Origin of the sequence: Streptomyces anulatus (genome assembly GCF_014650675.1) — a bacterium.
Taxonomy (GTDB): Bacteria; Actinomycetota; Actinomycetes; order Streptomycetales; family Streptomycetaceae; genus Streptomyces; species Streptomyces anulatus.
The window spans coordinates 99,568-121,950 of sequence record NZ_BMVK01000010.1; the positions used below are offsets into that span (position 1 = coordinate 99,568).

The following is a 22,383-nucleotide window of genomic DNA, read 5'->3' on the forward strand; positions in this document are numbered from 1 at the left end:
CGATGATGCGCGACCCGGCCGCCGTGGTGAGGGCCTACGACATCCGTGGAGTGGTGGACGAGGAACTGGACGAAGAACTGGCCGAAAGATTCGGTGCGGGTTTCGTCGGCCTGGTGGACGAACCCGAGGTGGTCGTCGGACATGACATGCGCCACTCCTCACCCCGCCTAGCTGAGGCGTTCGTACGAGGTGTGCTGGGCCAGGGCCGCGACGTCGTACGCATCGGCCTGGCCAGCACCGACATGCTCTCCTACGCCTCGGCGGCCCTGGGCCGTCCCGGCGCGATGATCACCGCGAGCCATAACCCGCCCGAGTACAACGGCATCAAGCTGTGCCGCGCGCACGCCGCTCCCGTCGGCTGGGGCACCGGCCTTCGCACCCTGCTCGACGCCGCGCGCACTCCACCCCCGGCGCCCGCAGCCCGCACCGGCACCGTCCGGGACCGGCCGATGCTCGCCGCGTACGGTGACCATCTCCTCTCCCTCGCCGCGCCGGACGGGGTGCCGGTGCGGCGGGTGACGGCCGTGGTCGAGGCCGGCGGCGGCATGGCGGGACTCACCGTCCCCGCCGTCCTCGGCGGGTTGTCCGTCGACGTGATCCCGCTGAACTTCACCGTGGACGGGACCTTCCCGCACCCTGACGCCGACCCCATGAAACCTCGGTACACGGCGGCGCTGCGCGCCCGCGTCCGCGAGGCCCGCGCCGATGTTGGCTTCGCCTTCGACGGGGACGCGGACCGCTGCGTGGTCGTCGACGAGCACGGCGAGACGGTGCCCGCGAGTGCAGTCGGCACGCTCCTCGCCGGACGCGCACTAGCCCGGCAACCAGGCGCCGCCGTCGTGCACAGCGTGGTCACGTCCCGCTCCCTCGCCGAGGAGGTGACCGTGCTCGGCGGCCGTCCGGTGCGCTCCCGCGTCGGCCACTCGTACATGAAACGGGAGATGGCACGGCACCGAGCCGTGCTCGGCGTTGAGCACTCCGCGCACTACTACTTTGGCGACTTCTGGAACGCGGACTCCGGACTCCTCGCGGCGCTGCACGTCCTCGCCGCCCTGAGCGCCACCCCCGCGCCGGTGTCCACGCTCATCGACCGCCGCACCCGCTACACCACCCTGCCGGAGACCACGATCGGCGTCGCCGACCCCGACGAGCGGCTGCGTGAGGTCGCCCGCGTGGCCTCGATCCTTCCCGGCAACGTCTGCGACTGGCTCGACGGACTCACGGTGCACCGTCCGGACGGCGCCTGGTTCAACCTCAGACCCTCCAACACCGAGTCCCGAGGCCTGCTGCGGCTCAACGTGGAGGCTCCCGACGCGTCGGCCGCCAGATCGCTGCGAGCCGAGGTCCTCGCGCTCGTCGAGGCCGAGGCGACACCACCCGCGGCACCCGACCCTTCGGCGTCCCCGGCGCCACGCGCACCCTCCGCCTCGGTTTCCCTGACCGCTCCTGCTTCCCGGCTTCCCCGGCTTCCCTGACCACCTTGATCGCCCTGATCGACTCGTTCACCCCACCCGCCCCGCCGTCCGCGTCCGCGGCCCCGGCACAGCCAAGGAGTGCGATCACCTCGTGACCACGACCGACGGACCCACCACACCCGCGCAGTCCGGCACCCCGCAGGGTGAGGACGAGTCGACGGCCCGCCTGTGGCAGCTGGCCTTCGGCTCCATGCCCGCTCAGATCATCCATGCCGCCGTACGCCTCGGCCTGCCCGACCAGCTGGCCGAAGGACCCCGCACCTGCGCCGAACTCGCCCGTGCCTGCGGCGCCGACGAGACGGCACTGCGCCGCCTGCTGCGCGGCATGGCCGGCACCGGCATCGTCACACCCGACGGCGGACCCGACCGCTACGTCCTCACCCCGATGGGCCGACCGCTCCGCTCCGACGTACCCGACTCGCTGTGCGCCATGGTGCTGCTCTTCGCCGGTGAAGCCATGTGGCGCAGCTGGGGTGACCTCGCCGAGACAGTACGCACCGGCAGCAACGGCTTCGAGCGCATCCACGGCGTGCCCTACTTCACGTACTACACCCAGAACCCCGACGAGGACGCCATGTTCAACGCCGCGATGGGAGAGGACACCAAAGCGGTGGGCCCGGCCCTCGCCCAGGGATACGACTTCTCCTGGTGCGACACCGTCGTGGACATCGGCGGCGGTAACGGCGCCCTGCTCAGTCGGATCCTTGAAGCCCACCCCCGCCTGAAGGGCATTGTGTTCGACCGGCCCGAAGTCCTGCCGCAGACCCGGAAACTGATCGCCGACGCAGGCCTATCCGACCGCTGCACGGTCGTCGGCGGCGACGCCTTCGAAGCGGTGGTGCCTGGCGGCGACCTGTACGTGATCAAGAGCGTGCTGCACGACTGGGACGATGACTACGTGCTCAAGCTGCTGCGCAACTGCCGTGACGTCATCGCGGACGACGGCCGCATCCTCGTCATGGAGCCGTTGATGCCGCCCCGCACCGATGACCTCGGACCCGCCCACGGCATCGTCACCACCGACATGGACCTCCTGGTGACCACACGGGGACGGGTACGCACCGAGAGCGAGTTCGCGGAGCTCTTCGAGGCCGCCGGGTTCCGGCACACGATGACCCGCAAACTCGCCGACCACGGCCACCTCGAAGCCCAATACCACAGCGTCGTGGAAGGCAAACCCGCCTGAACACCGACTCCTCCCTGGACGGAACCCGCCCGCAGACCCCGCGGAACCCGTCCGGAACACCCCGCAGACCCCTGGAGAAAGGACGCGCATCCGCATGCCCGAAACCGGAAACCACGCACCCTACGGCGGACCCTCACCCGCGGACTTCGCGCTGACGGTGCAGCGCACCACCGCCGCCGCGATCGCCACCCTTACGAACGGCAGCGCGGCACCGGACGCGCAGGCGGCGGGCGAGGCCACCGCCCGGCTGTGGCGGCCTCTCGTCGGCGCGGCCGTCGCCGCACCCGGCACCCCGACTCCGCAGTGGCGGCTGCCCGCCCACGTCGACACCGACGTCGGCGTCCTCCAGATCGAGGGCGGCGACACCATCATCCGACCCGAACTCGCCGAGACCCGCCGCTGGGAGGCCGACGAGGACGCGGCGATCCGCAAGACCGTCACCGCCGGTACCACCGTCCTGGACATCGGTGCGCACATCGGCTACTTCAGCCTCCTGATGTCCCAGCTCGTGCAGTCCCACGGCCGGGTCATCGCCGTCGAGGCCGACGCCTGGAACCACCAGATGCTCGTACAGAACCTGGTGCGCAACAACGCGTCCAACGTCATCCCGGTGTTCGCCGCGGCCGGCTACCGGCCCGGCATCGCCCACCTGCGCCGTGACAAGGACGGCAACACCGGTGACCACCGGGTCCTCGACGAGCCCAGCGAACTCGGCCACCCGGTACCCGTGATCGCCCTGGACGACATCCTCGACGACGTCCCCGAGATCGACTTCATCAAGGTCGACCTGCAAGGCGGCGACCACCTCGCGATCCAGGGAATGCAGCGCACCCTGCGACGCTGCCGGCCCACCCTGCTCGTCGAGTTCTGGCCGCCCGGCATCCGCGAGCGCGGCGCCGACCCGGTGGAAGTGCTGCGGATCTACTCCGGCCTCGGCTTCACCCGCGACATCGTCGACGACCTTGACATTGATCCCGCCCTGCCCGACGAAGAGTTCGTACGCGCCGCGGAGGAGACGGAACGCGAGTTCGTGAACCTCTTCCTGACACCCGGCCCGCAGTAACCCCCGGTGCCACACGCGACCGCCGTCCCGCACCCCGGCGGCGGTCGCACCCGGATCTTCGGCCCGAGCCACGCTCAGGACCCTCGTGGAAGGGGAGCACTATGAGCACCAACCAGTCCCGCACCCCGCACCCCCGCATCGGCACCAGGCAACCCGAACCCACCCGCACCGGCACCCGTCCCCCGGCGCTGCTCCTGGACTCCGGAGGAGTGCTGATCCTGCTCGACGGAGAGGTCCTCGCCCACCACGGCAAGCGCCTCGGACTGCGCCTCGACGCCGTCACCGCACAGCACGCCGTGGCCCTCGCCGCCCGCGACCAGGACCTGGAGGACGAACCGGCCTCCGGCCCACGTCCATTCACCCACCGCTGGGCCGAACACGCCGGCTGCTCACCCGACGCCGCCGAAGCACTGTGGCGCACCGTGCGACACGAAGTGGACGACACAGTGCTGTGGAGTGTCGTCAACCCTGAGGCCGTGCCCTTCCTCGACGCCCTCCCCAGCCGCGTACAGCGCTACGTCGTCAGCAACGCCGACGGCCACGCCCACGCCGAACTCGCCAGAGCGGGACTGCTCGACCGCCTCGACGGCGTCCTCGACTCGTGTGCCGTCGGCATCGCCAAACCCGACCCGAGGATCTTCAGGATGGCCGCCGTTGCCCTGGGCCGACCCATGGAGCAGTGCCGCTACGTCGGCGACACCCTCGACGGCGCCCCCCACCTCCTGCCCGCCACGGTCCTCTACGACCCCCTCGGCATCTACCCCGACAACAGCGCGGGCTACGCCCGCATCCGCAAACTCTCCGAACTCCTCGACACCCTCGACTGATCCCTCCTCCGCCCCCGCGACCAGTTCGCCCGCCGACCCCACGGCGGGCGCCTGCCAACCGGACACCCCACCAGTCAAGGAAAGAAGGCCGGAACAGACATGAGCACACCAGAAGACATCCCCGGCGACACACCGCACGCCGTCGTCACCGGAGCCGCCGGGTTCATCGGATCGCACCTCGTGACCAGACTGCTCGCCACCGGACACCAGGTCACGGCGGTGGACGTCGCCCCCTGGCCCACGGCCCACCGGCTGCGCGCCGCCGCCCCTCACCCTGACCTGCGCTACCACGAAGCCGACCTCCGCGACACCCGCACCCTGCGACAGCTCACCCGCGGAGCACGCCGGGTCTTCCACCTCGGAGCCAACACCGAGAACCGCGCGGACCGATCCGGCCGAGCCGACCTGGACACCACGGTCGCAGGCACCGTGGCCCTCCTCGAAGCCCTCGCCGAACACCCCCCGCAGTGCGTCGTCATGACCTCAAGCCAACTCGTCTACGGTGACAGGGCCGCACACGACACACCACAGACGGAACGTCCGCCACGCCCCACCACCCGGTTCGGCGCGGGCAAAGCAGCCGCCGAGGCCTTCCTGAGCGCCGCCGCCCACGAGACCGGCTTCCGCGCCGTGTCCGCCCGGCTCTCCAACATCGTCGGCGCCGGCATGCGGCGCGGCATCACCCACGACTTCGTCAACCGGCTTCGCCAGGACCCGACACGGCTCACCGTCCTCGGCGACGGCAGCCAGACCCGCAGCTACCTGCACGCCGCCGACTGCGCCGCCGCACTGACCACCCTCGCAGAAGCATCCGGCGACCCGCGCTCCGCCACCTGGGAAGCATTCGAACCGTTCGACGTGTGCAACACCGACGCCACCTCGGCCGCCGACGTCGCCCGCATCGCCCTCGCCGAATTCCCCGGCACGGACGGACAAATCACCTTCGGTGCCGGACAGCGCGGCTGGAACGGAGACATCCCCACCCTCCGCGTACAGCCGAACCGGCTCCTCGCACTCGGCTGGCAGCCACACCTCACCTCGGCACAGGCCGTACGCAGGACAGTCCGCGAACTCATCGCCGAAGGCCCGCCCGAGCCACTCGAGCCGCTCACCGCACCGGCACCGTCCCGACCCGAACCGCCCACACACCGGCACGGTTCCTCCGCCTACCTCGGCCAGCACCATGGCTGACCCCCGGCCCAACCCGACCGCACGCACGGAACGGACACCACAACTACGAGTCGTCCTCCTCGACCGCGACGGCGTCCTCAACGTCAACCGACCCGACCACGTGACCCGCGCCGAACAGTGGCGATGGCTGCCCGGCGCCCTCGACGCCTGCGCCCGGCTCACTGGCCTTGGCCTGCACCTGGCCGTCGTCACCAACCAAGCGGCCATCGGCCGCGGCCTGCTCACCGCATACGAGCTTGACCGCATCCACGACCGCATGGTCGCGGATCTCGCGGCCGTCGGCGTGCCACGTCCGGTCATCCTGCACTGCCCGCACCCACCCGCCGTCGGCTGCTCCTGCCGCAAACCACGCCCAGGACTCCTCACCGGCGCACTGGAACAGCTCCAGGCCCTCCCGGCCCAAGCCCTGCTCGTCGGGGACCACGACAGTGACCTGATGGCCGCCGCCGCAGCCGGCTGCTGGTCGCTGCACGTACGCAGCGGCCGCGGCAGACCACCCGCCGCCCACCCCGGCTGCCTCGGGAGCGTGCCCGGACTCGCCGAGGCGGCAGAGCTGATCACGACACTCACCGCGACGGACTGGCGGCGCTCGCCGCTGCCCCGCGCCGAGGGGCGGCACCCCGGCACCACTCGGCCGAGGGAAGGGGCCCGACCGTGAAACGCGCACTGATCACCGGCGTCACCGGCCAGGACGGCTCCTACCTCGCCGAGCACCTCCTGGAGTGCGGATACGAGGTATGGGGACTGCTGCGAGGCCAGTCCAACCCGCACCGCCGCCGCATTGAGCGACTCGCCGCCGACCTGCGGTTCGTCGAGGGCGACCTGCTCGACCAGAGCAGCCTCGTCGCCGCGGTCGACCGCGTCCAGCCCGACGAGGTCTACAACCTCGCGGCGATCTCCTATGTCCCCATGTCATGGCAGCAGACCGAACTTACCGGCGAGGTCACGGGAATGGGCGTGCTGCGGATGCTGGAGGCCATTCGTATCGTCAGCGGCCTCAGCAGGTCCGGCGCCGTTTCTCCCGGCGCCATCCGCTTCTACCAGGCGTCGTCGTCCGAGATATTCGGCAAGGTCTCCGAGGTGCCGCAGGACGAGAACACCGTGCCGTGGCCCCGCAGCCCGTACGGCGTCGCCAAGACGTACGGGCACCTCATCACCCGCAACTACCGTGAGTCCTACGGGATGTTCGCCGCCTGCGGGATCCTCTTCAACCACGAATCCCCGCGGCGTGGGAAGGAGTTCGTCACCCGCAAGATCTCCCGGGCGGCGGCCCGGATCAGTCTGGGACTCCAGCACGAGCTCAGCCTGGGCAACCTCGACGCCGTCCGGGACTGGGGCTTCGCGGGGGACTACGTGCGCGCCATGCGCCTGATGCTGGCCCAGCCGGCACCGGGTGACTACGTGGTGGGTACCGGGCACATGCACTCCGTGCGCGACGCGGTGCGGGTCGCCTTCGAGGCGGTGGACCTGGACTGGCAGGCACACGTCGTCATCGACACCCGCCTGACCCGCCCCGCCGAGGTGGATCTGCTGTGTGCGGACCCTAAGAAGGCCCGTACCGAGTTGGGCTGGGAACCCGAGGTCGACTTCGAGCAGCTGATCCGGATGATGGTCGAGGCCGACCTGGAGCGGATACACGCCGAGTTGGGCCGCGGTTCGGCTGCGGGAGGCATTCAGGACTGGTGACCCCGCCGCCGAACCGCCGTTGCTTGCACATGCCAAGGGACGACCCGCCCGGCACATCCGCCACCGCTGCCGCATCTGCCCTTTCCGATACTGGAGCCATGGAACACCCCCAGCCCTTGCCGGCCACACAACCTCCCGACAGCCGCGACATCCTGGCAGGCAGCCGTGGCGCCGCCCACCTGGCGGTCGAGGGCGTATCCCACAGCCTGGGAGAGCGTCCCGTCCTGCGCGATATCTCCCTGACCGTCGCGGCGGCCGAACGGATCGGCCTCATCGGGGAGAACGGGCTCGGCAAATCCACGCTGCTGCGCGTCCTCGCCCGGGACCTGGTCCCCGAGCGGGGCGACGTGGTGCGCGCCGTCATCGGACACGTCGGCTTCCTGCCGCAGGAGCCCGGTTTCCCTGACGCCTGGACCATCACCGACGTCCTCGACCGCGCCTACGCCGAACTCGACGCGATCGCCGCGCACCTCACCTACCTCGAACAGCGCCTGGCAGACGCCGAAGGGAACCGGACCGCCGAACTCACCGCGCTCCTCGCCGACTACGGCCGCGCCCAGGAAGCCTTCGCCGCCCGCGGCGGCTGGCAGCGAGAGGCCCGCACCGGGGAGGTGCTCGCCGTCTTCGGCCTCAGCGGCGTGCCCTCGGCGCACCCGGTGTCCCAGCTCTCCAGTGGCCAGCGGGCCCGGCTCGCGCTGGCCGAACTCGTGCTCGCCGAACCGTCCGCGCTGCTCCTCGACGAACCCACCAACCACCTCGACGACCGGGCCGCGGACTGGCTTACCGACTGGCTGCGCCGCTACCGGGGCCCCTGCGTCGTCGCCTCCCACGACCGGAGCCTGCTCGCCACCGCCGTCACCGCCGTCGTCGACCTGGACGGGCCACGCGGCTCCGCCGTACGCCACGGCGGCGACTACCGCGAGTACCTCGCCGAGCGGCGTGCCGCCCGTGCTCGCTGGGAACGGCAGTACGCACAGTGGTGCGAGGAGATCGCCCGTACGCGCGAACGCCTCGCCCGGGCAGGCACCGGCGCAGACGGCGGCGGCCCGAAGCGGGACCACGAGAAGATGGGTTACGACCGCACGGGCGGCAAGGTCCAGAGCGCCGCCGCCCGCAGGACCCGCGCCGCCCGCCTGGAACTGCAACGCCTCCTGGACGCCTCCGTACCGCGCCCACCCGAGCCGCTCCGATTCCATGTCGGTGCCGAGGATCCCGGGAGAACCACCGCATCGCAGCACGATGAGGCCTCGGCGGGGCCTCGTCCACCCCTGCTGCACGCTACCGGCATCGCCTTCGCCGACGTGCTGCGAGACGTTGAACTCAGCCTCCGACCAGGTGACCTCACGGTGATCGTCGGCCCCAACGGTGCGGGCAAGTCCACACTTCTGCGCATCCTTGCCGGAGTCCTGCCCGCCGACCACGGCACCCTCACTCTCCGCGACGGGACACACGTGGGATACCTGCCCCAGGAGACGACGTACGAGGACGGTCACCGAAGCCTCCTGGAGGTCTACGCGAGCCGCCGCCACCAAGGCCACGAGACCGCGGAGGCCGAACTGCGCCGCTTCGGGCTCTTCCGGCGCGGAGACCTCGCGGTGCCGGTGGACCGCCTCTCCACGGGCCAGCGCCGCCGCCTCAGCATCGCGGAACTCTTCGCGGCCAGCCCCGACGTGCTGCTTCTGGACGAGCCGACCAACCACCTCAGCCTGCCGCTGGTCGAACAACTCCAGGAGGCCATCGAGGAGTTCACCGGACCGACGGTCCTGGTGACCCACGACCGCACGCTGCGGGAACGGTACGCGGAAAACGTGGTGGAACTGACGGACGGTGTCCTGCGCCGCCCAGGCTGAGAGCGATCCCCTCGCCGTCCACCGGGATCACTTCGCGGTCTGTGCACGGCTGGGTGCACCGGTCCTAGCGTGCCGGACACCGCATTAGTCCGTCCTGCTGACCGGGTGTAGTGCCCGGAAAGGTCGGCGAAACCGTTGTGGCTGCCGAGACGGCGGTAGCCGGGCCCTGCCCGCCCGGCAGCAGTCGGTGATCACTTCTCGCGCAGCGGGACCGAGAGATGACTCGGATCCGTTCCGGGCGAAGAGAAGGTCAGCTGCGCGCCGGTCGGGTTGGCCTCAGTTGGCTTGGCCTAGCTCTTGGTGCGACACCAGCCTTATCGCGCTGAGTGCTAAGAACGCGTTGTCCGTGCAGGTCCCATCGGAAAGCGTGACATTTTCGCCAACGATGCGCCTGTGTGTCTGCGCGGTTCGGCGAGAACCCGATTCAGCGCGAGGATCACCTTGATCGGGCGATCGTCTTGCACGTGGTAAACCTTCCAGAAGCTAAATCATGTGCAATCGCAGATGTAGATGGCCTACCGGACCGGCTGGCTTCCGAGAGGCGCAGGAAATGTGCAAGGCCGTGGCCTTGGCTGCTGACCGAGTCGGCGCCGGGACTCTCGTTGCTGCCCGGTGCCCGTCCCGCCCGTACTCGTCCGTATGTTGCGCGAGCACATAGAACGCTTCGGTGTCGCGCCTGACGGACGTCTGTTTCGCAACGCGGAGGGAAACTACATCGAGGCTGCGGTGTACGGCATCACATAGGGACGGGCGCGTGACGCCACACTCACCCTCGACGAGCACGCCCTTTCCCTGGCGAAGAGCCCCTACGACCTGCGCCACGCGCGCCCGAGTCGGACCTTGGCCCGGAAATGCCCCGTAACAGCTGGTCACTCGTAATTCGACCCACGGGTCCAATGTGCGCAACGATGGGCGCCTGCCAGGGAAATCCCCTGGTCAGGCGCCCTTCTGCGGTGTCTAGAAGAAGCCCAGCTTCTTCGGCGAGTACGACACCAGGAGGTTCTTCGTCTGCTGGTAGTGCTCCAGCATCATCTTGTGGTTCTCCCTGCCGATGCCCGACTGCTTGTAGCCGCCGAATGCCGCATGCGCCGGGTAGGCGTGGTAGCAGTTCGTCCAGACCCTGCCCGCCTTGATCCCGCGCCCCGCCCGGTAGGCCGTGTTGACGTCGCGGGTCCAGACTCCGGCCCCCAGCCCGTACAGGGTGTCGTTCGCCGTGCTGATGGCGTCGTCGAAGTCGGTGAAGGACGTCACGGCCACGACCGGACCGAAGATCTCCTCCTGGAAGACCCGCATCCGGTTGTTGCCCTCGAAGATCGTCGGCTGGACGTAGTAGCCGCCCGCCAGCTCGCCGCCGTGCTCGATGCGCCGGCCACCCGTCAGGATCTTCGCTCCCTCCTGCTGCCCGATGTCCAGGTACGAAAGGATCTTCTGCAGCTGGTCGTTGGAGGCCTGGGCGCCGATCATCGTGTCGGTGTCCAGGGGGTGACCCGGCACGATCTGTTCCGTGCGGGCGATGGCCGCCTCCAGGAACGCGCCGTAGTGGCCGCGCTGAATGAGAGCGCGCGACGGGCACGTGCACACCTCGCCCTGGTTGAGGGCGAACATGGTGAAACCTTCGAGAGCCTTGTCGAGGAAGTCGTCGTCGGCGCGCGAGACGTCGTCGAAGAAGATGTTCGGCGACTTGCCGCCCAGCTCCAACGTCACCGGCTTGATGTTCTCGGAGGCGTACTGCATGATCAGCCGCCCCGTCGTGGTCTCGCCCGTGAAGGCGATCTTCGCGACGCGCGGGCTGGAGGCGAGCGGCTTCCCGGCTTCCACTCCGAAGCCGTTGACGATGTTGACGACGCCGGGCGGAAGCAGATCCGCCACCAGATTCAGCCAGTAGTGGATCGAGGCGGGCGTCTGCTCGGCCGGCTTGAGCACCACCGCGTTGCCCGCGGCGAGCGCCGGGGCCAGCTTCCAGGTGGCCATCAGGATGGGGAAGTTCCACGGGATGATCTGGCCGACCACCCCCAGCGGCTCGTGGAAGTGGTACGCGACGGTGTCGTCGTCGATCTCGCTGAGCGAGCCCTCCTGGGCGCGCAGAGCCCCCGCGAAGTAGCGGAAGTGGTCGATGGCCAGCGGAATGTCGGCCGCCAGCGTCTCCCGCACCGGCTTGCCGTTCTCCCAGCTCTCGGCGACCGCCAGCTCCTCGAGGTGGGCCTCCATCCGGTCGGCGATCCTGTTCAGCACCGAGGCCCGGTCCCCGGCGGATGTGGCGCCCCAGCCCGGAGCCGCCGCATGGGCGGCGTCCAGGGCCAGTTCGATGTCCTCGGACGTGCCGCGCGCGATCTCGGTGAACGGGCGGCCGTTGACAGGGCTCGGGTTCTCGAAGTACTGGCCCCGGGCCGGCGGGACGTACGCGCCGCCGATCCAGTGGTCGTAGCGGGACGCGTACGTGACGATCGCGCCCTCGGTACCCGGCGCAGCGTAGCGGGTCATCTCAGTGGCCTCCCGGATCCGGTGCCGCCCGACGTTGGACGGCCCTCGGCGCGAGGCTAGGGACGGGGACGTTGCAAGGGCGTTGCAACGGCGTCGCGGAGGGGCCCTTCACCGGTCGTCTGTCGTCACAGTCCCGTGGTGGTCCGTCGTCACAGTCCCGTCGCGGCCGGGCGACGACAGGTCCCGGGGCGTGTTTCGAAAGTCCCGTCTGCTCGGCGACGCCTGGCACGCCCGCACGCCCTAGCCTCGCTGCTCGGCGTCCAGCCCCCGTACCCGGGCCAGCAACGCCGCCCGCTGGTCCACCGGAACCGCCCCGGCCAACGCCCGCCACACGGGCAGATCCTCCTCGCCCCACGGGCTGTAGGCCCAGTCGGCCAGCAACCCCGGATCACCCCGGGCGATCAGCGCCGCCCGCAACTGGTCCGAGATCCGCTGCCGCAGGCGTACGACCGCGGGGGCCCGGGAACCCGGCAGCAGCGGGCCCGCGTACGCGCCCAGCGCCGCCGCCACCGCGCCCGAACCCAGCCGGCGTGTCACCGTGTCGAAATCGGCGTCCACCGGGACGGCCAGCCGGTACGGGCGCGAGTCCAGCAGATCGGGACCCAACAGCCTCCGGAGCCGTGAGAGTTCGGCCCGCAGCGTCACCGGGGTCACCGACTCGTCCTCGTACAGCTCGACCAGCAGCTCGTCCCCGCTCAGGCCCTCCGGCCGGCGGGTCAGGGCCACCAGGATCTCGCTGTGCCGCCGGCTGAGCCGCAGCCGGCGCCCGTGCGTCACCAGCAGGGCCTCGTCCTTGCCCAGCGCGGTCAGCCGCACCGACTCGACGTCCGACTCGGACGCCGGCGTCAGCAGGGCGAGCTGCGACTCGGCGGCCCGGGCCACCGCCTGGACGAACGCCAGACTGTGCGGGTGGGCGAGCCGGTCGCCGCCCGTGATGTCCACGGCTCCCAGCACCCGGCCCGTACGGGGATCGTGCAACGGCGCTGCCGCGCAGGTCCACTGCTGGACCGGTCTCAGGAAGTGCTCGGCGGCGAAGACCTGGACCGGACGGTCCACCGCGATGGCCGTTCCCGGCGCGTTCGTCCCGGCGACGGACTCGGCCCAGCGGGCGCCCTCCACGAAGTTCATCAGGCCCGCCCGCCGCCGCGCCGCCGTATGCCCCTCGACCCACAGGAGGCGTCCGTGGGCGTCGCAGACGGCCAGCAGGTGTTCCCCGTCCGTCGCGTACGCACCCATCAGCTCGCGGATCACGGGCATCGCGCGGGCCAGCGGATGCGCCGCCCGGTACGGGCCCAGCTCGTCCGGGCCGAGTTCCACCGCGGGGGCGTGGTCCGGGCTGACCCTCGCCCGCGCCGAGCGTCGCCAGGACGCGCCGACCACCGCACGGACCGGGCGCTCCAGGCGTCCCGCCGAGGTGAACACGTCATGGGCGCGGCGCAGCACGCCGCTCCGTTCGCCGGGATCGGCGTCCGCCGCCAGGGCCACCCAGGGATCCGTCAACTCACCCTCCCGTCCAGGGCCGTCGTGCCCTCCCATCGTCGTCGCCGTCGGCCTCCGCGACAACCTGTGTGCGGAGAGTCATCACCACGGGGAGTCATCACCACGGGGTGGCGGGGGAGGTTGCTCAGGCGGTGTCGACGACGAGCCGGAGGTAGCGTTCCCAGTCCCAGTGGACTCCCGGGTCGGTGTGGTCGCTGCCCGGTACCTCGTGGTGGCCGACGATGTGCTCCCGGTCCTTGGGGATGCCGTGGCGGTCGCAGATGTCCGCGGTGAGCCTGGCGGACCGGAGGTACATGACGTCCGTGAAGAACTCCGGGCGGTCCACCCATCCTTCGTGCTCGATACCGATGCTCCGGGTGTTCCAGCTCCAGTTGCCCGCGTGCCAGGCGATGTCCTTCTCGCGTACGCACTGGGCGACATGGCCGTCTCCGGAACGCACGACGTAGTGGGCCGACACCTGCTTGGAGGGGTTGCGGAAGATGCCCGCGGTCGGCGTGAACAACTGTTGGGCGACATGGATGACGACGCGGTCGACCCGGCGCTCGGAGGGGTGGGAAGGGACCGTGTAGTTGGCGGGGGCGGCCGGAGCCCACAGGGCCGTCGCGTAGTCGGTGGGGCCCTTCGGTGCCGCCACGGCCCGCGCGGAGGCCGGCAGGACGGCCGCCGCCATCGTCGCGGCGGCGCACTGAATGATCCTTCTGCGGTGCAACGGCACTCCTGAGGCCGGGGCCAGGGGCCGAGGCACGGACGAGAACGGGAACGGAAGCGGGGCGGGAACGGAAGCGGGGTGGGGGAGGGAACAAGGACGGGGGCGGGGACGGGGGCGGGGGCGTACGGAGCTGAGCCGGAGCGGCCCCCCTCCCGGCTCGTGGATCCCCCGCCGATGCAGATGACGAGCCCGCCGGACATCCGGTTCCCCGCAGTAGGTGTCCGTCCCCGCCTCGGTTCCCGCACGTGCGACATCTGCGCCCCCGCCCCCGGCCCGGCCTCCGCCCCCAGGTCCGGACGGTTCAGACAGCCGCGTCCGGCGTCCCGCCGGCGGCCCCCGCCAGTGCTCCCGCCGGGTCGTCGTCCGCCGGTCCGGCAGGCACCCAACGACCGTGCTCCTTGCGGTAGGGCCACCACCGTCCGTTCCGGTCCAACCGGAGCTGGAGGTCGGCGCCCGCGACGGTCCAGCGGGCCCGCCCGCTCGCCCGCAGCGTCGGCCGCTCGCCCGCCTCCCACGCCTCGCCGAGCCGGGTGCGGGCCCGCTCCAGGTGCTCCGGGTCCGGCGTCCACTCCTCGTCCAGCACGGCGAGTGCCGCGACCCCGCCGTACCGCCAGGCGCGTACCGCCGCGTCCAGGTCCGCGGGCGGGCGGCCGGACCCCGTGGCCAGCCGGGCCCCGATCCGCTGCTCCGGCCGGGTGTCCGCGGCCAGCCGTACCGCGTCCTGCCGCGGAGTCAGCCCGACCGGGAGGGGCTGTCCTTCGTGCCCCGGGGCCAGCGCGTCCAGCAGCATCCGGTGGGCCCGCACCGCGCTGTCGGCCGCGAGCACCTCCAGTGCCGACGGGTCGATCCCGGGCGCGGGCTCGGTCTCCGTGTCCAGGGAAGGCCCGAGCCCCGGTTCATCGGGGACCGGCGGGGGAGTGGGGAGCGGCGGCAGGATCCCGGCCGCCGCGAACGCCTCGTCGGCCGGGACTCCGCGAACCTCCCGCTCCGCGTCGTCGGCGCCCTCCCGTGCCCCGGCGCCGCCCGCCCGGACCGCTCGGGCGGCGCTGCGCACCTGGAGTTCGTCCAGCAGCCGGCGTTCTTCGCGCCCCCGCATCAACAGCAGGACGAAGGGGTCCTCGTCCAGCAGGCGCGCCACCTGGTAGCAGAGTGCGCCCGAATGCGGGCAGTGGTCCCAGGCCTCACAGGTGCACTCCGGTTCCAGATCACCGATGCCGGGGAGGAGATCGACCCCGGCGCCCGCCGCGTCCTCCACCAGATGCGGCGGCATCTCCCGGTCCAACAGCGCCGCGATGTGCCCGGCCCGGTCCACGGCCATGTCCAGGAACCGGTCCCAGGCGCCCGCGCCGAGCTGCTGGAGCAGGACGTCGCTGCGGTAGGCCGTGCCGTCGCGGTCCCGCACCACGGCCGTGATCCGCCCAGGTCGTACGGAGACCGCCCCGACCCTGCCCTCCCGGGCCAGCCGCCGGCCCTGCTTGAGCTGCTGGCCGTCCAGCGCGGTGTCCTCCAGGGCCTTGAGCCACGCCAGTCCCCACCAGGACGTGGCGAAACCCCGGCCCTGCGCGGGGGGAAGCGCCGCGAACACACGCTCCGCTCCGCGCCCGCCGTCCCGCGACGCCCCGTCGTCGCCCCTGTCGGAGGCGTCCGCGTCGCCCGTCCCGTACTCCGCCCCGTACGTGTAGTCGTCCTCGTAGTCATCGCTCATCGTGCGCCCCCTCGCAGCTCGACCAGGTCGGCCAGTTCCGCATCGGTCAGTTCGGTCAGTGCCGCCTCGCCCGAGCCGAGCACCGCGTCCGCGAGGCCCTGTTTGCGGGTGAGCATCTCGGCGATCCGGTCCTCGATCGTGCCCTCGGCGATCAGCCGGTGCACCTGCACCGGCTGCGTCTGGCCGATCCGGTACGCCCGGTCCGTCGCCTGCGCCTCGACCGCCGGATTCCACCAGCGGTCGAAGTGCACGACATGACCGGCCCGGGTGAGGTTGAGCCCGGTGCCCGCCGCCTTGAGGGACAGCAGGAACACCGGTGCCTCGCCCGCCTGGAAGCGCGCCACCATCTCCTCGCGCCGGGCCACCGGCGTACCGCCGTGCAGGAACTGCGTGTCCACCCCGCGCGCGGCCAGGTGTGCCTCCAGCAACCGGGCCATCTGCACGTACTGCGTGAAGACCAGCACCGAACCCCGCTCCGCCAGGATCGTGTCCAGGAGTTCGTCCAGCAGCTCGACCTTCCCCGAGCGGTCCGTGATCCGGGGCTGCTCCTCCTTGAGGTACTGCGCCGGGTGGTTGCAGATCTGCTTGAGCGCCGTCAGCAGCTTCATCACGAGGCCCCGCCGCTCGAAGCCGTCGGCGGCGGAGATCTCCGCGAGGGTCTCGCGGACCACCGCCTCGTACAGGCCGGCCTGTTCCGGCGTCAGCGACACGGCGCGGTCGGTCTCGGTCTTCGGCGGCAGTTCCGGCGCGATGCCCGGGTCGGACTTCCGCCGGCGCAGCAGGAACGGCCGCACCAGCGCGGCGAGCCGCTCGGCGGCGCCCGGATCGTTGCCGCCCTCGACCGCTGCCGCGTACCGCGTACGGAAGGTGCTGAGCCGCCCGAGCAGTCCGGGCGTCGTCCAGTCCAGGATCGCCCACAGTTCGGAGAGGTTGTTCTCCACGGGCGTGCCGGTGAGCGCGACGCGGGCACGGGCCCCGAGGGTGCGCAACTGCTTGGCCGTCGCCGAGTGCGGGTTCTTCACGTGCTGCGCCTCGTCGATGACGACCATGCCCCAGGACACGGCGGCGAGCCGGGGGGCGTCGAGGCGCATCGTGCCGTACGTCGTCAGCACGAACTCGCCGTCCACCAGGCCTTCCAGGGAACGCGACGCGCCGTGGAAGCGGCGCACGGGGGTGCCCGGAGCGAACCGTTCGATCTCCCGCTGCCAGTTGCCCATCAACGACGTCGGGCACACCACCAGCGTCGGGCCGGCCGCGTCCCGGTCGCTCTGCCGGTGCAGATGCAGCGCGATGAGCGTGATCGTCTTGCCGAGGCCCATGTCGTCGGCGAGGCAGGCGCCGAGGCCGAGCGAGGTCATCGTGTTCAGCCAGTTCAGACCGCGCAGCTGGTAGTCGCGCAAGGTCGCGGTGAGCGCTTCGGGCTGTCCGGTCGACTGCTGGGCGGCGGCCTCCGGATCGGCCAGCCGGTCCCGCAACTGCCGGAGCCAGCCGGTCGCCGCCACCTCGACGCGGCGGCCGTCCACCTCCGTCGAACCGGTCAGCACCGCGCCGAGAGCGTCGATCGGGGTGACCTTGCGGTCCTGGGTCGCCCGGGCCCGGCGGGCCTCCTCGGGGTCGATGAGCACCCACTGGTCGCGCAGCCGCACGATGGGCCTGGTGGACTCGGCGAGCCGGTCCAGCTCCTCGCGGGTCAGCTTCTGGTCGCCGAGCGCGAACCGCCAGTCGAAGGACAGCAGGGCATCGGCGGAGAGGAACGAGGGCGCGTCCGCGGCGATGCGTTCCCGCGCCCCGGCCGTCCGCCCGTCGCCCTCCCGGTCCATGAAGTCCGGGTCCGTGGAGTCCCGGTCGTCCGGGCCGATCACGGCGCGCGCGGTGAGCTTCCTGGCGAGCTCCTTGGGCCAGTGCACCTGCACACCGGTGGCGGCCAGGGCACGCGAGGCCGATCCCAGCAGCTCGGCGATCTCCTCGTCGGCCGGCTCCACCGAGTCCGGCACCGCGGCGGACAGCAACGGCGCCAGCGGCGGCCACGCGCGGGCGGCCCGCCGCAGGGTGAGGAGGGCGTCCATCCGGGCCCGCGGCCCGAACGCGGCGGCGGTGCGCGAGTCGCCCGCCCACACCTCGGCCGCGTCGGCGACCAGGGAGGGATCGCTGACACTGTGGATCTGCAGTACGGCGCGGAACGACGGCGTGGCCGGCTCCGGACCGGACCCCGGCCCGACGGCATCGTGAGCGGCCCCGGGGCCCGCATCCGTGCCGCTGCGCGACGAGGTCACACCCGCGACCTCGATACGCAACGAGAGCCGTACGCCCGCGTCGTGACCGGCCGCCACATCGGCCGCCCAGGCCCGTCCCTCGGGCAGGTGCTGCGGCTGCTGGGCGGCGAACGCGGGACCGGCGGCGGCGAACCCGGCGGCCGGTGTACGGGGCATCGCGTCGGCCACGGCGTCGAGGAACGCACGCAGCAGGCGCTCCGGTTCGGGCAGCAACGTTTCGCCGACGGCGCCGTCGGCCGCGTTCCGCTCCCGCGTTCCGCCCGGCCCACCCGCGCCGTCCGTGGTGCCCGGCCCGCCGGGCCCGTCCGGCTGCTCGGCGCCCTCGTCCGGAACGGGGGTCGCGTGCGCGGTCGGCGGCATCGACGCCGCCAGCTCCCGGATCCGTCCGAGGTCCTCCGCGCTCAACGGCCCGATCCGCCAGGCGTCGTGGTCGGTCCTGCTCAGCCCCGGCAGCAGGAGGCCGCGGGCGACGAGCTGGAGAGCGAGCAGCGCGGCGGCGCCCCAGAAAGCGGTGGCGGGTGAGGCGTCCGCGACGGCGCGTGCCCGGGTCAGGACCGGCAGAGCGTCCCGTACGGGGAGGCACAGCGCCGTGACCGTACGGGGCCGCAGGTCGGTTCCGACGACGGTCAGCTCCGACAAGGTGCCGGGAGCGTCGGAAGGGGTGCTACCGTCCGGATTCCAGAACGCGATCCTGCCGGTACGGGCTGGATCCGCGGGGACGAAGACCGCGGAGCAGCGGGACAGTTCGGCGATCTCGGAGGGCGTTGCCGCAGGGTGCCTGTGCACAGCGATGTCAGATTCCTCAAATTTGACTAGTGAGCGGAGTCGCCGAGGGTACCCCATTTCGAGCGACGACAGGCCGTGGGTCTATGTGACGTGTGTCACTTCTTCTCTTTGCCCGGTCCCGATGGTGCAGCCAGCCCCACCATCGGGACCGGGGGTCTGCCCCAGGGGAACCAGGGTGGTGGCCTCATGGTCCCCACCGACCCCCGGTCCGTACGTTCGATGAGGTCAGCGCATATGTTCCAGAGACCGGAGACGTCATGCCCCAGGCGAAAGCCACTGTTGCGGATCCCGCCGACGAAAGCAGTCCGGACCTTCCGGCCGACGCCCGCGGGGCGGCGGCCGGAAGCGACTTCGCACCGCTGCTGCGTGTAGTGCGGGACCAGGGCCTGCTGGAGCGTCGCACCGACCGGTATGTGCTCGGCATCGCCGTCAACCTGGCGGCCCTGGGCGCGGTGCTCACCGGCTTCGTCCTGCTGGGCGACACCTGGTGGAGCCTGCTCCTCACCCTGCCGCTGGCGGTCCTGTGGACCCGTACGGCCTTCGTCGCCCATGACGCGGGGCATGCGCAGATATCCGGCGACCGCAGGACGAGCCGGCTGATCGGTCTCGTCCACGCCAACCTGCTCCTCGGTATGAACGAGGCGTGGTGGAACGACAAGCACGTACGCCACCACGCCAACCCGAACCACATCGACAAGGACCCCGATGTCGGTGTCGGCGCCCTGGTCTGGACCCAGAAGCAGGCGGCGCAGCGTGAGGGATTCGCCCGCTGGCTGACCAGGAACCAGGCCCGGCTGTTCTTCCCGATGCTGTTGCTCGAAGGCATCGCGCTGAAGATCTACGGATTTCAGTTCCTGCGCCGTCAGCCCCTGCGGGAGCGGGCCGTCTCGGCGCTGCTGCTGACCGCGCACTTCGCCCTCTACGCGACGCTGCTGCTCAGCACACTGTCCCCGGGCAAGGCGATCGTCTTCGCCCTGGTGCTGCACGCGCTGTTCGGACTCCACCTGGGTATGGCCTTCGCCCCGAACCACAAGGGGATGGAGATGCCCGACCCCGACGGCGAGCGCTGGGGTCACCTCCAGCGGCAGGTCCTGACCTCGCGCAACGTACGCGGCGCCGTCGTGACGGACTGGTTCCTCGGCGGGCTGAACTACCAGATCGAGCACCACCTCTTCCCGAGCATGCCCCGCCCCAACCTGCGCCTCGCCCAGCCCCTGGTCAAGGCGCACTGCTCCGGCATAGGCATGCCCTACGCGGAGACCGGACTGATCGAGTCCTACCGGCAGGCGCTGTCGCACATGCACGAGGTCGGAGAGCCGCTGCGACAGCGCGGCCCACGGGGAACGTAAGGACGCGCGGACGCGTTCACACAACAGGAGCGGCGCCGGCCGCGAAGGAGGCGTGGACCATGTCGAATGGTGCGAAGGTCGCTATCGGGGGAGTGCTCGCGGCAGCCATCCTGTGGCCCCTGATCGGATTCTGGTGGGCGTTGCTGATCGTGATCGGCGTTCCCGTGGCGGGCTATCTGCTGCTGGACCCGTCCCAGCGGCGCAGGCTCCGCAGGATCAACCGCAAGGAGATCGGTCGCTGAGCACGAGGGCGTCACGTGGGCTGGGCGGCCAGTCCGTCCAGCGCCGTGAGCAGGCCGGGCAGCGCGGCGCCACGGCCGACCGGAATCACCGTGCCCGGCTCCTCGTCCAGCAGGAACAGGGCGATGTCGTCCGTCCGGGCCACCATCGACCACCCCGGACCGTCGACGCGCAGGGTGCGTGCGTCGGCCGAGGCGTACGAAGAACGGATCCGGCCGGGCGGCGGCGGGGCCTTCGTATAGGCGGTCGCCTCGGACAGCGCCCTGCGCACACCGGGGTGCCGGGGGGACGAGGAGGGGTCGTTCTGCGGCTCGCCCTCAACGCCGTTCTCCGGCTCTCCCTCGTCGCCCGGCCGTGAGAACCGCACGTCGTCGAGCTGCTCGCGCCACACCGACCACTGTGCGGCGATCTCGTCCGCCCCCAGCCGCCGCTGAGCCGGGCCCCAGGCCTCCGTATCGGGAGGGGTCAGCGGAGCAGGGCCCTCCCCGTCCGTCTCCGGGTCGTGCGGTTCCGGCACGCCGGGCGCGGAGACGGCCAGGTCCATCGGCCAGCCCGGCAGCGCACACACCATGGAACGCTCGTCGGGGGAGAGGTCGTGCTCCATGCCGCAGTCCCAGGCGGCGATGGCGACGGCCACCTGGGCGGCGTCCTCGACGACCACGGTCCACCGAGCCCCCTCGCCGTCCTGACCGAGGACGAGCCCGTAGCCCTCCTCGTACGGTTCGAGCGCGAGAGCGCCGCACGCCGCCACGTAGTCGTCCCCCAGCACGCCGGGAAACCGGGCGGGCGTCAGCAGCATCGCGGTCAGCACCAGCAGCGCGTCGTCGGCGACCGCATCGTCCGCACCGGCCACGGTGTCCTCCCCATCGCTCATCGCCCGCCCGCCCATCGCTCGGTCCTGCGTCCCGTGGTCCGTCGGCGCACCCTAACTACTCGGTAACCCCCTCGTCGAGGCCCCGGCAGGCACGAGCGAACCGGAGCCTCGCCCACCCTGTTCGGGTGCGGGGAAGCCGAAGGCCCGGGCGCGGGGGAGGCCTCCGCGTAAGGTTGGACGTCCGGCCGAACGAGGGGGAACAGCGTGGTGAAGCGGTACGACCGGCTGAAGGAGATTCAGCGACTGGACCCCGAACGGGACTTCCTGGAGATCTACCGTCTCACCGTCACCCACGAGTTCCCCTGGGACATCACCCGTGCCCTCGAACTGGCCCTCTACCGCACCTATGCCGTGCCCAGCATCGGTCGACTCCTCGATGAGACGGCGGAGTTGACGGAGCGTTCCCAGAAACGCTACGACGACACCGCCCTGCTGCTCGACACGGTGGTGGAGCACGGCTTCGACACCGACGACGGCCGCACGGCCGTCCGCCGGATCAACCACATGCACCGCAGCTACGACATCAGCAACGACGACATGCGCTACGTCCTGTGCACGTTCGTCGTCACCCCGAAGCGCTGGCTGGACGGTTTCGGCTGGCGGCGCCTGTGCTGCCACGAGCGGCGCGCCTTCGCCGCCTACTACCGCACGCTCGGCGCCCGCATGGGAATCAAGGATGTTCCGGAGACCTACGAGGACTTCGAGCGGACTCTCGACGCCTACGAGGACGAGCATTTCGGCTGGGACGAAGGGGGCCGTCGGGTATCCGACGCCACCCTGGCGCTGATGGGATCCTGGTACCCGGCGCCCCTCGCCCCGCTGGTGCGCGGCGCCAGCCTCGCGCTCCTGGACGACTCGTTGCTCAGGGCGTTCCGCTACCCCCGGCCGGGTCCGGTGGCCCGCGGAGTGACCAGGGGCGCCCTCCGGCTCCGGGCCCGTGCCGTCCGGCTCCTGCCGCCCCGGCGAACGCCCCACTACGCGCGCCAGAACCCCGAGATCAAGGGATATCCGAACGGGTACGAGATCGCGGAGCTCGGTACGTTCCCCACGCCGGGCATCCGTGGCTGCCCGGTGCCCGGCCGTCGGCCGTCGCAGTCGTCCGCCGAGTGACGCGCCGGGCCCCGAGCGGTCCAGGCGCCGGGCCCCTACGGCTCGGATGCCTTCTGTACGGCGGCGGGCCCGGCCGCG

General features: G+C 71.4%; 17 protein-coding genes. 11 read left to right on the plus strand and 6 right to left on the minus strand.

Annotated elements, in window-relative coordinates; genetic code table 11:
• Positions 1–2: 2 nt before the first annotated feature.
• The 8 genes from IE272_RS23995 (at position 3) to IE272_RS24030 (ending at position 9,278) form a co-directional block, all read left to right on the plus strand.
• A complete protein-coding gene (locus tag IE272_RS23995; RefSeq protein ID WP_198958508.1) occupies positions 3–1,475 on the plus strand; it encodes a phosphohexomutase domain-containing protein in 1,473 nt (490 codons plus the stop codon).
• Positions 1,476–1,566: 91 nt separating this feature from the next.
• Complete coding sequence (locus tag IE272_RS24000) at positions 1,567–2,661, plus strand: methyltransferase (protein ID WP_190007929.1); 1,095 nt, start codon at positions 1,567–1,569, stop codon at positions 2,659–2,661.
• A 94-nt stretch (positions 2,662–2,755) separates the two neighbouring features.
• Positions 2,756–3,724, plus strand: coding sequence for an FkbM family methyltransferase (locus IE272_RS24005; RefSeq protein ID WP_050362958.1), 969 nt, complete (start codon positions 2,756–2,758; stop codon positions 3,722–3,724).
• 101 nt (positions 3,725–3,825) lie between these two features.
• Positions 3,826–4,551: an HAD family hydrolase gene (locus IE272_RS24010; protein ID WP_056704462.1), complete on the plus strand. Its 726-nt coding sequence runs from the start codon at positions 3,826–3,828 to the stop codon at positions 4,549–4,551.
• 99 nt (positions 4,552–4,650) lie between these two features.
• Positions 4,651–5,742: an NAD-dependent epimerase/dehydratase family protein gene (locus IE272_RS24015; protein WP_056704460.1), complete on the plus strand. Its 1,092-nt coding sequence runs from the start codon at positions 4,651–4,653 to the stop codon at positions 5,740–5,742.
• On the plus strand, positions 5,735–6,400 hold the full coding sequence (locus IE272_RS24020) for a D-glycero-alpha-D-manno-heptose-1,7-bisphosphate 7-phosphatase (RefSeq protein WP_073959197.1): 666 nt from the start codon (positions 5,735–5,737) through the stop codon (positions 6,398–6,400). The genes IE272_RS24015 and IE272_RS24020 overlap by 8 nt, the downstream gene beginning before the upstream one ends.
• A complete protein-coding gene (locus IE272_RS24025) occupies positions 6,397–7,428 on the plus strand; it encodes a GDP-mannose 4,6-dehydratase (RefSeq protein ID WP_057667745.1) in 1,032 nt (343 codons plus the stop codon). The genes IE272_RS24020 and IE272_RS24025 overlap by 4 nt, the downstream gene beginning before the upstream one ends.
• A gap of 98 nt (positions 7,429–7,526) precedes the next feature.
• Positions 7,527–9,278 (plus strand): ABC-F family ATP-binding cassette domain-containing protein, encoded by a 1,752-nt coding sequence (locus tag IE272_RS24030; RefSeq protein WP_057667747.1) that lies wholly within the window; start codon positions 7,527–7,529, stop codon positions 9,276–9,278.
• Positions 9,279–10,235: 957 nt separating this feature from the next.
• On the opposite strand, the gene adh is transcribed toward IE272_RS24030, so the two are convergent.
• The 5 genes from adh to IE272_RS24055 all read right to left on the minus strand — a co-directional run bounded on the left by adh (position 10,236) and on the right by IE272_RS24055 (position 18,732).
• Positions 10,236–11,759 (minus strand): aldehyde dehydrogenase, encoded by a 1,524-nt coding sequence (gene adh, locus IE272_RS24035; RefSeq protein ID WP_190007931.1) that lies wholly within the window; start codon positions 11,757–11,759, stop codon positions 10,236–10,238.
• A 240-nt stretch (positions 11,760–11,999) separates the two neighbouring features.
• A complete protein-coding gene (locus IE272_RS24040; RefSeq protein ID WP_098892142.1) occupies positions 12,000–13,259 on the minus strand; it encodes a GAF domain-containing protein in 1,260 nt (419 codons plus the stop codon).
• Positions 13,260–13,383: 124 nt separating this feature from the next.
• Positions 13,384–13,968, minus strand: coding sequence for an N-acetylmuramoyl-L-alanine amidase (locus IE272_RS24045; protein ID WP_073959194.1), 585 nt, complete (start codon positions 13,966–13,968; stop codon positions 13,384–13,386).
• Between the two features lie 301 nt (positions 13,969–14,269).
• A complete protein-coding gene (locus IE272_RS24050) occupies positions 14,270–15,673 on the minus strand; it encodes an SWIM zinc finger family protein (protein ID WP_190007933.1) in 1,404 nt (467 codons plus the stop codon).
• Positions 15,670–18,732, minus strand: coding sequence for an SCO1167/SCO6262 family helicase (locus tag IE272_RS24055; RefSeq protein WP_190007935.1), 3,063 nt, complete (start codon positions 18,730–18,732; stop codon positions 15,670–15,672). The genes IE272_RS24050 and IE272_RS24055 overlap by 4 nt, the downstream gene beginning before the upstream one ends.
• A 257-nt stretch (positions 18,733–18,989) precedes the next feature.
• Between IE272_RS24055 and IE272_RS24060 the strand changes: the two genes are divergently transcribed.
• Together IE272_RS24060 and IE272_RS24065 are read left to right on the plus strand one after the other, a co-directional pair.
• The gene (locus IE272_RS24060) at positions 18,990–20,081 is read left to right on the plus strand and encodes a fatty acid desaturase family protein (RefSeq protein ID WP_190007937.1); all 1,092 of its coding nucleotides are present in this window, start codon (positions 18,990–18,992) and stop codon (positions 20,079–20,081) included.
• A gap of 59 nt (positions 20,082–20,140) precedes the next feature.
• Complete coding sequence (locus IE272_RS24065; protein WP_050362970.1) at positions 20,141–20,323, plus strand: tail-anchor membrane protein; 183 nt, start codon at positions 20,141–20,143, stop codon at positions 20,321–20,323.
• 11 nt (positions 20,324–20,334) lie between these two features.
• Here IE272_RS24065 and IE272_RS24070 read toward each other — a convergent pair whose 3' ends face one another.
• The gene (locus IE272_RS24070; RefSeq protein ID WP_190007938.1) at positions 20,335–21,195 is read right to left on the minus strand and encodes a hypothetical protein; all 861 of its coding nucleotides are present in this window, start codon (positions 21,193–21,195) and stop codon (positions 20,335–20,337) included.
• A gap of 204 nt (positions 21,196–21,399) precedes the next feature.
• Here IE272_RS24070 and IE272_RS24075 point away from each other — a divergent pair, with 204 nt between their 5' ends.
• Entirely contained in the window at positions 21,400–22,305 is a 906-nt protein-coding gene (locus tag IE272_RS24075; RefSeq protein WP_056704442.1) for an oxygenase MpaB family protein, read from the plus strand.
• The last annotated feature ends 78 nt before the right edge of the window (positions 22,306–22,383 follow it).

Excerpts from the sequence above, each read along its gene's own strand:
- IE272_RS23995 (WP_198958508.1), top strand. The coding sequence starts at position 3 with ATGATGCGCGACCCGGCCGCCGTGGTGAGGGCCTACGACATCCGTGGA.
- IE272_RS24005 (WP_050362958.1), top strand. The coding sequence starts at position 2,756 with ATGCCCGAAACCGGAAACCACGCACCCTACGGCGGACCCTCACCCGCG.
- IE272_RS24010 (WP_056704462.1), top strand. The coding sequence starts at position 3,826 with ATGAGCACCAACCAGTCCCGCACCCCGCACCCCCGCATCGGCACCAGG.
- IE272_RS24015 (WP_056704460.1), top strand. The coding sequence starts at position 4,651 with ATGAGCACACCAGAAGACATCCCCGGCGACACACCGCACGCCGTCGTC.
- IE272_RS24020 (WP_073959197.1), top strand. The coding sequence starts at position 5,735 with ATGGCTGACCCCCGGCCCAACCCGACCGCACGCACGGAACGGACACCA.
- IE272_RS24030 (WP_057667747.1), top strand. The coding sequence starts at position 7,527 with ATGGAACACCCCCAGCCCTTGCCGGCCACACAACCTCCCGACAGCCGC.
- adh (WP_190007931.1), bottom strand. The coding sequence starts at position 11,759 with ATGACCCGCTACGCTGCGCCGGGTACCGAGGGCGCGATCGTCACGTAC.
- IE272_RS24050 (WP_190007933.1), bottom strand. The coding sequence starts at position 15,673 with ATGAGCGATGACTACGAGGACGACTACACGTACGGGGCGGAGTACGGG.
- IE272_RS24060 (WP_190007937.1), top strand. The coding sequence starts at position 18,990 with ATGCCCCAGGCGAAAGCCACTGTTGCGGATCCCGCCGACGAAAGCAGT.
- IE272_RS24065 (WP_050362970.1), top strand. The coding sequence starts at position 20,141 with ATGTCGAATGGTGCGAAGGTCGCTATCGGGGGAGTGCTCGCGGCAGCC.
- IE272_RS24070 (WP_190007938.1), bottom strand. The coding sequence starts at position 21,195 with ATGAGCGATGGGGAGGACACCGTGGCCGGTGCGGACGATGCGGTCGCC.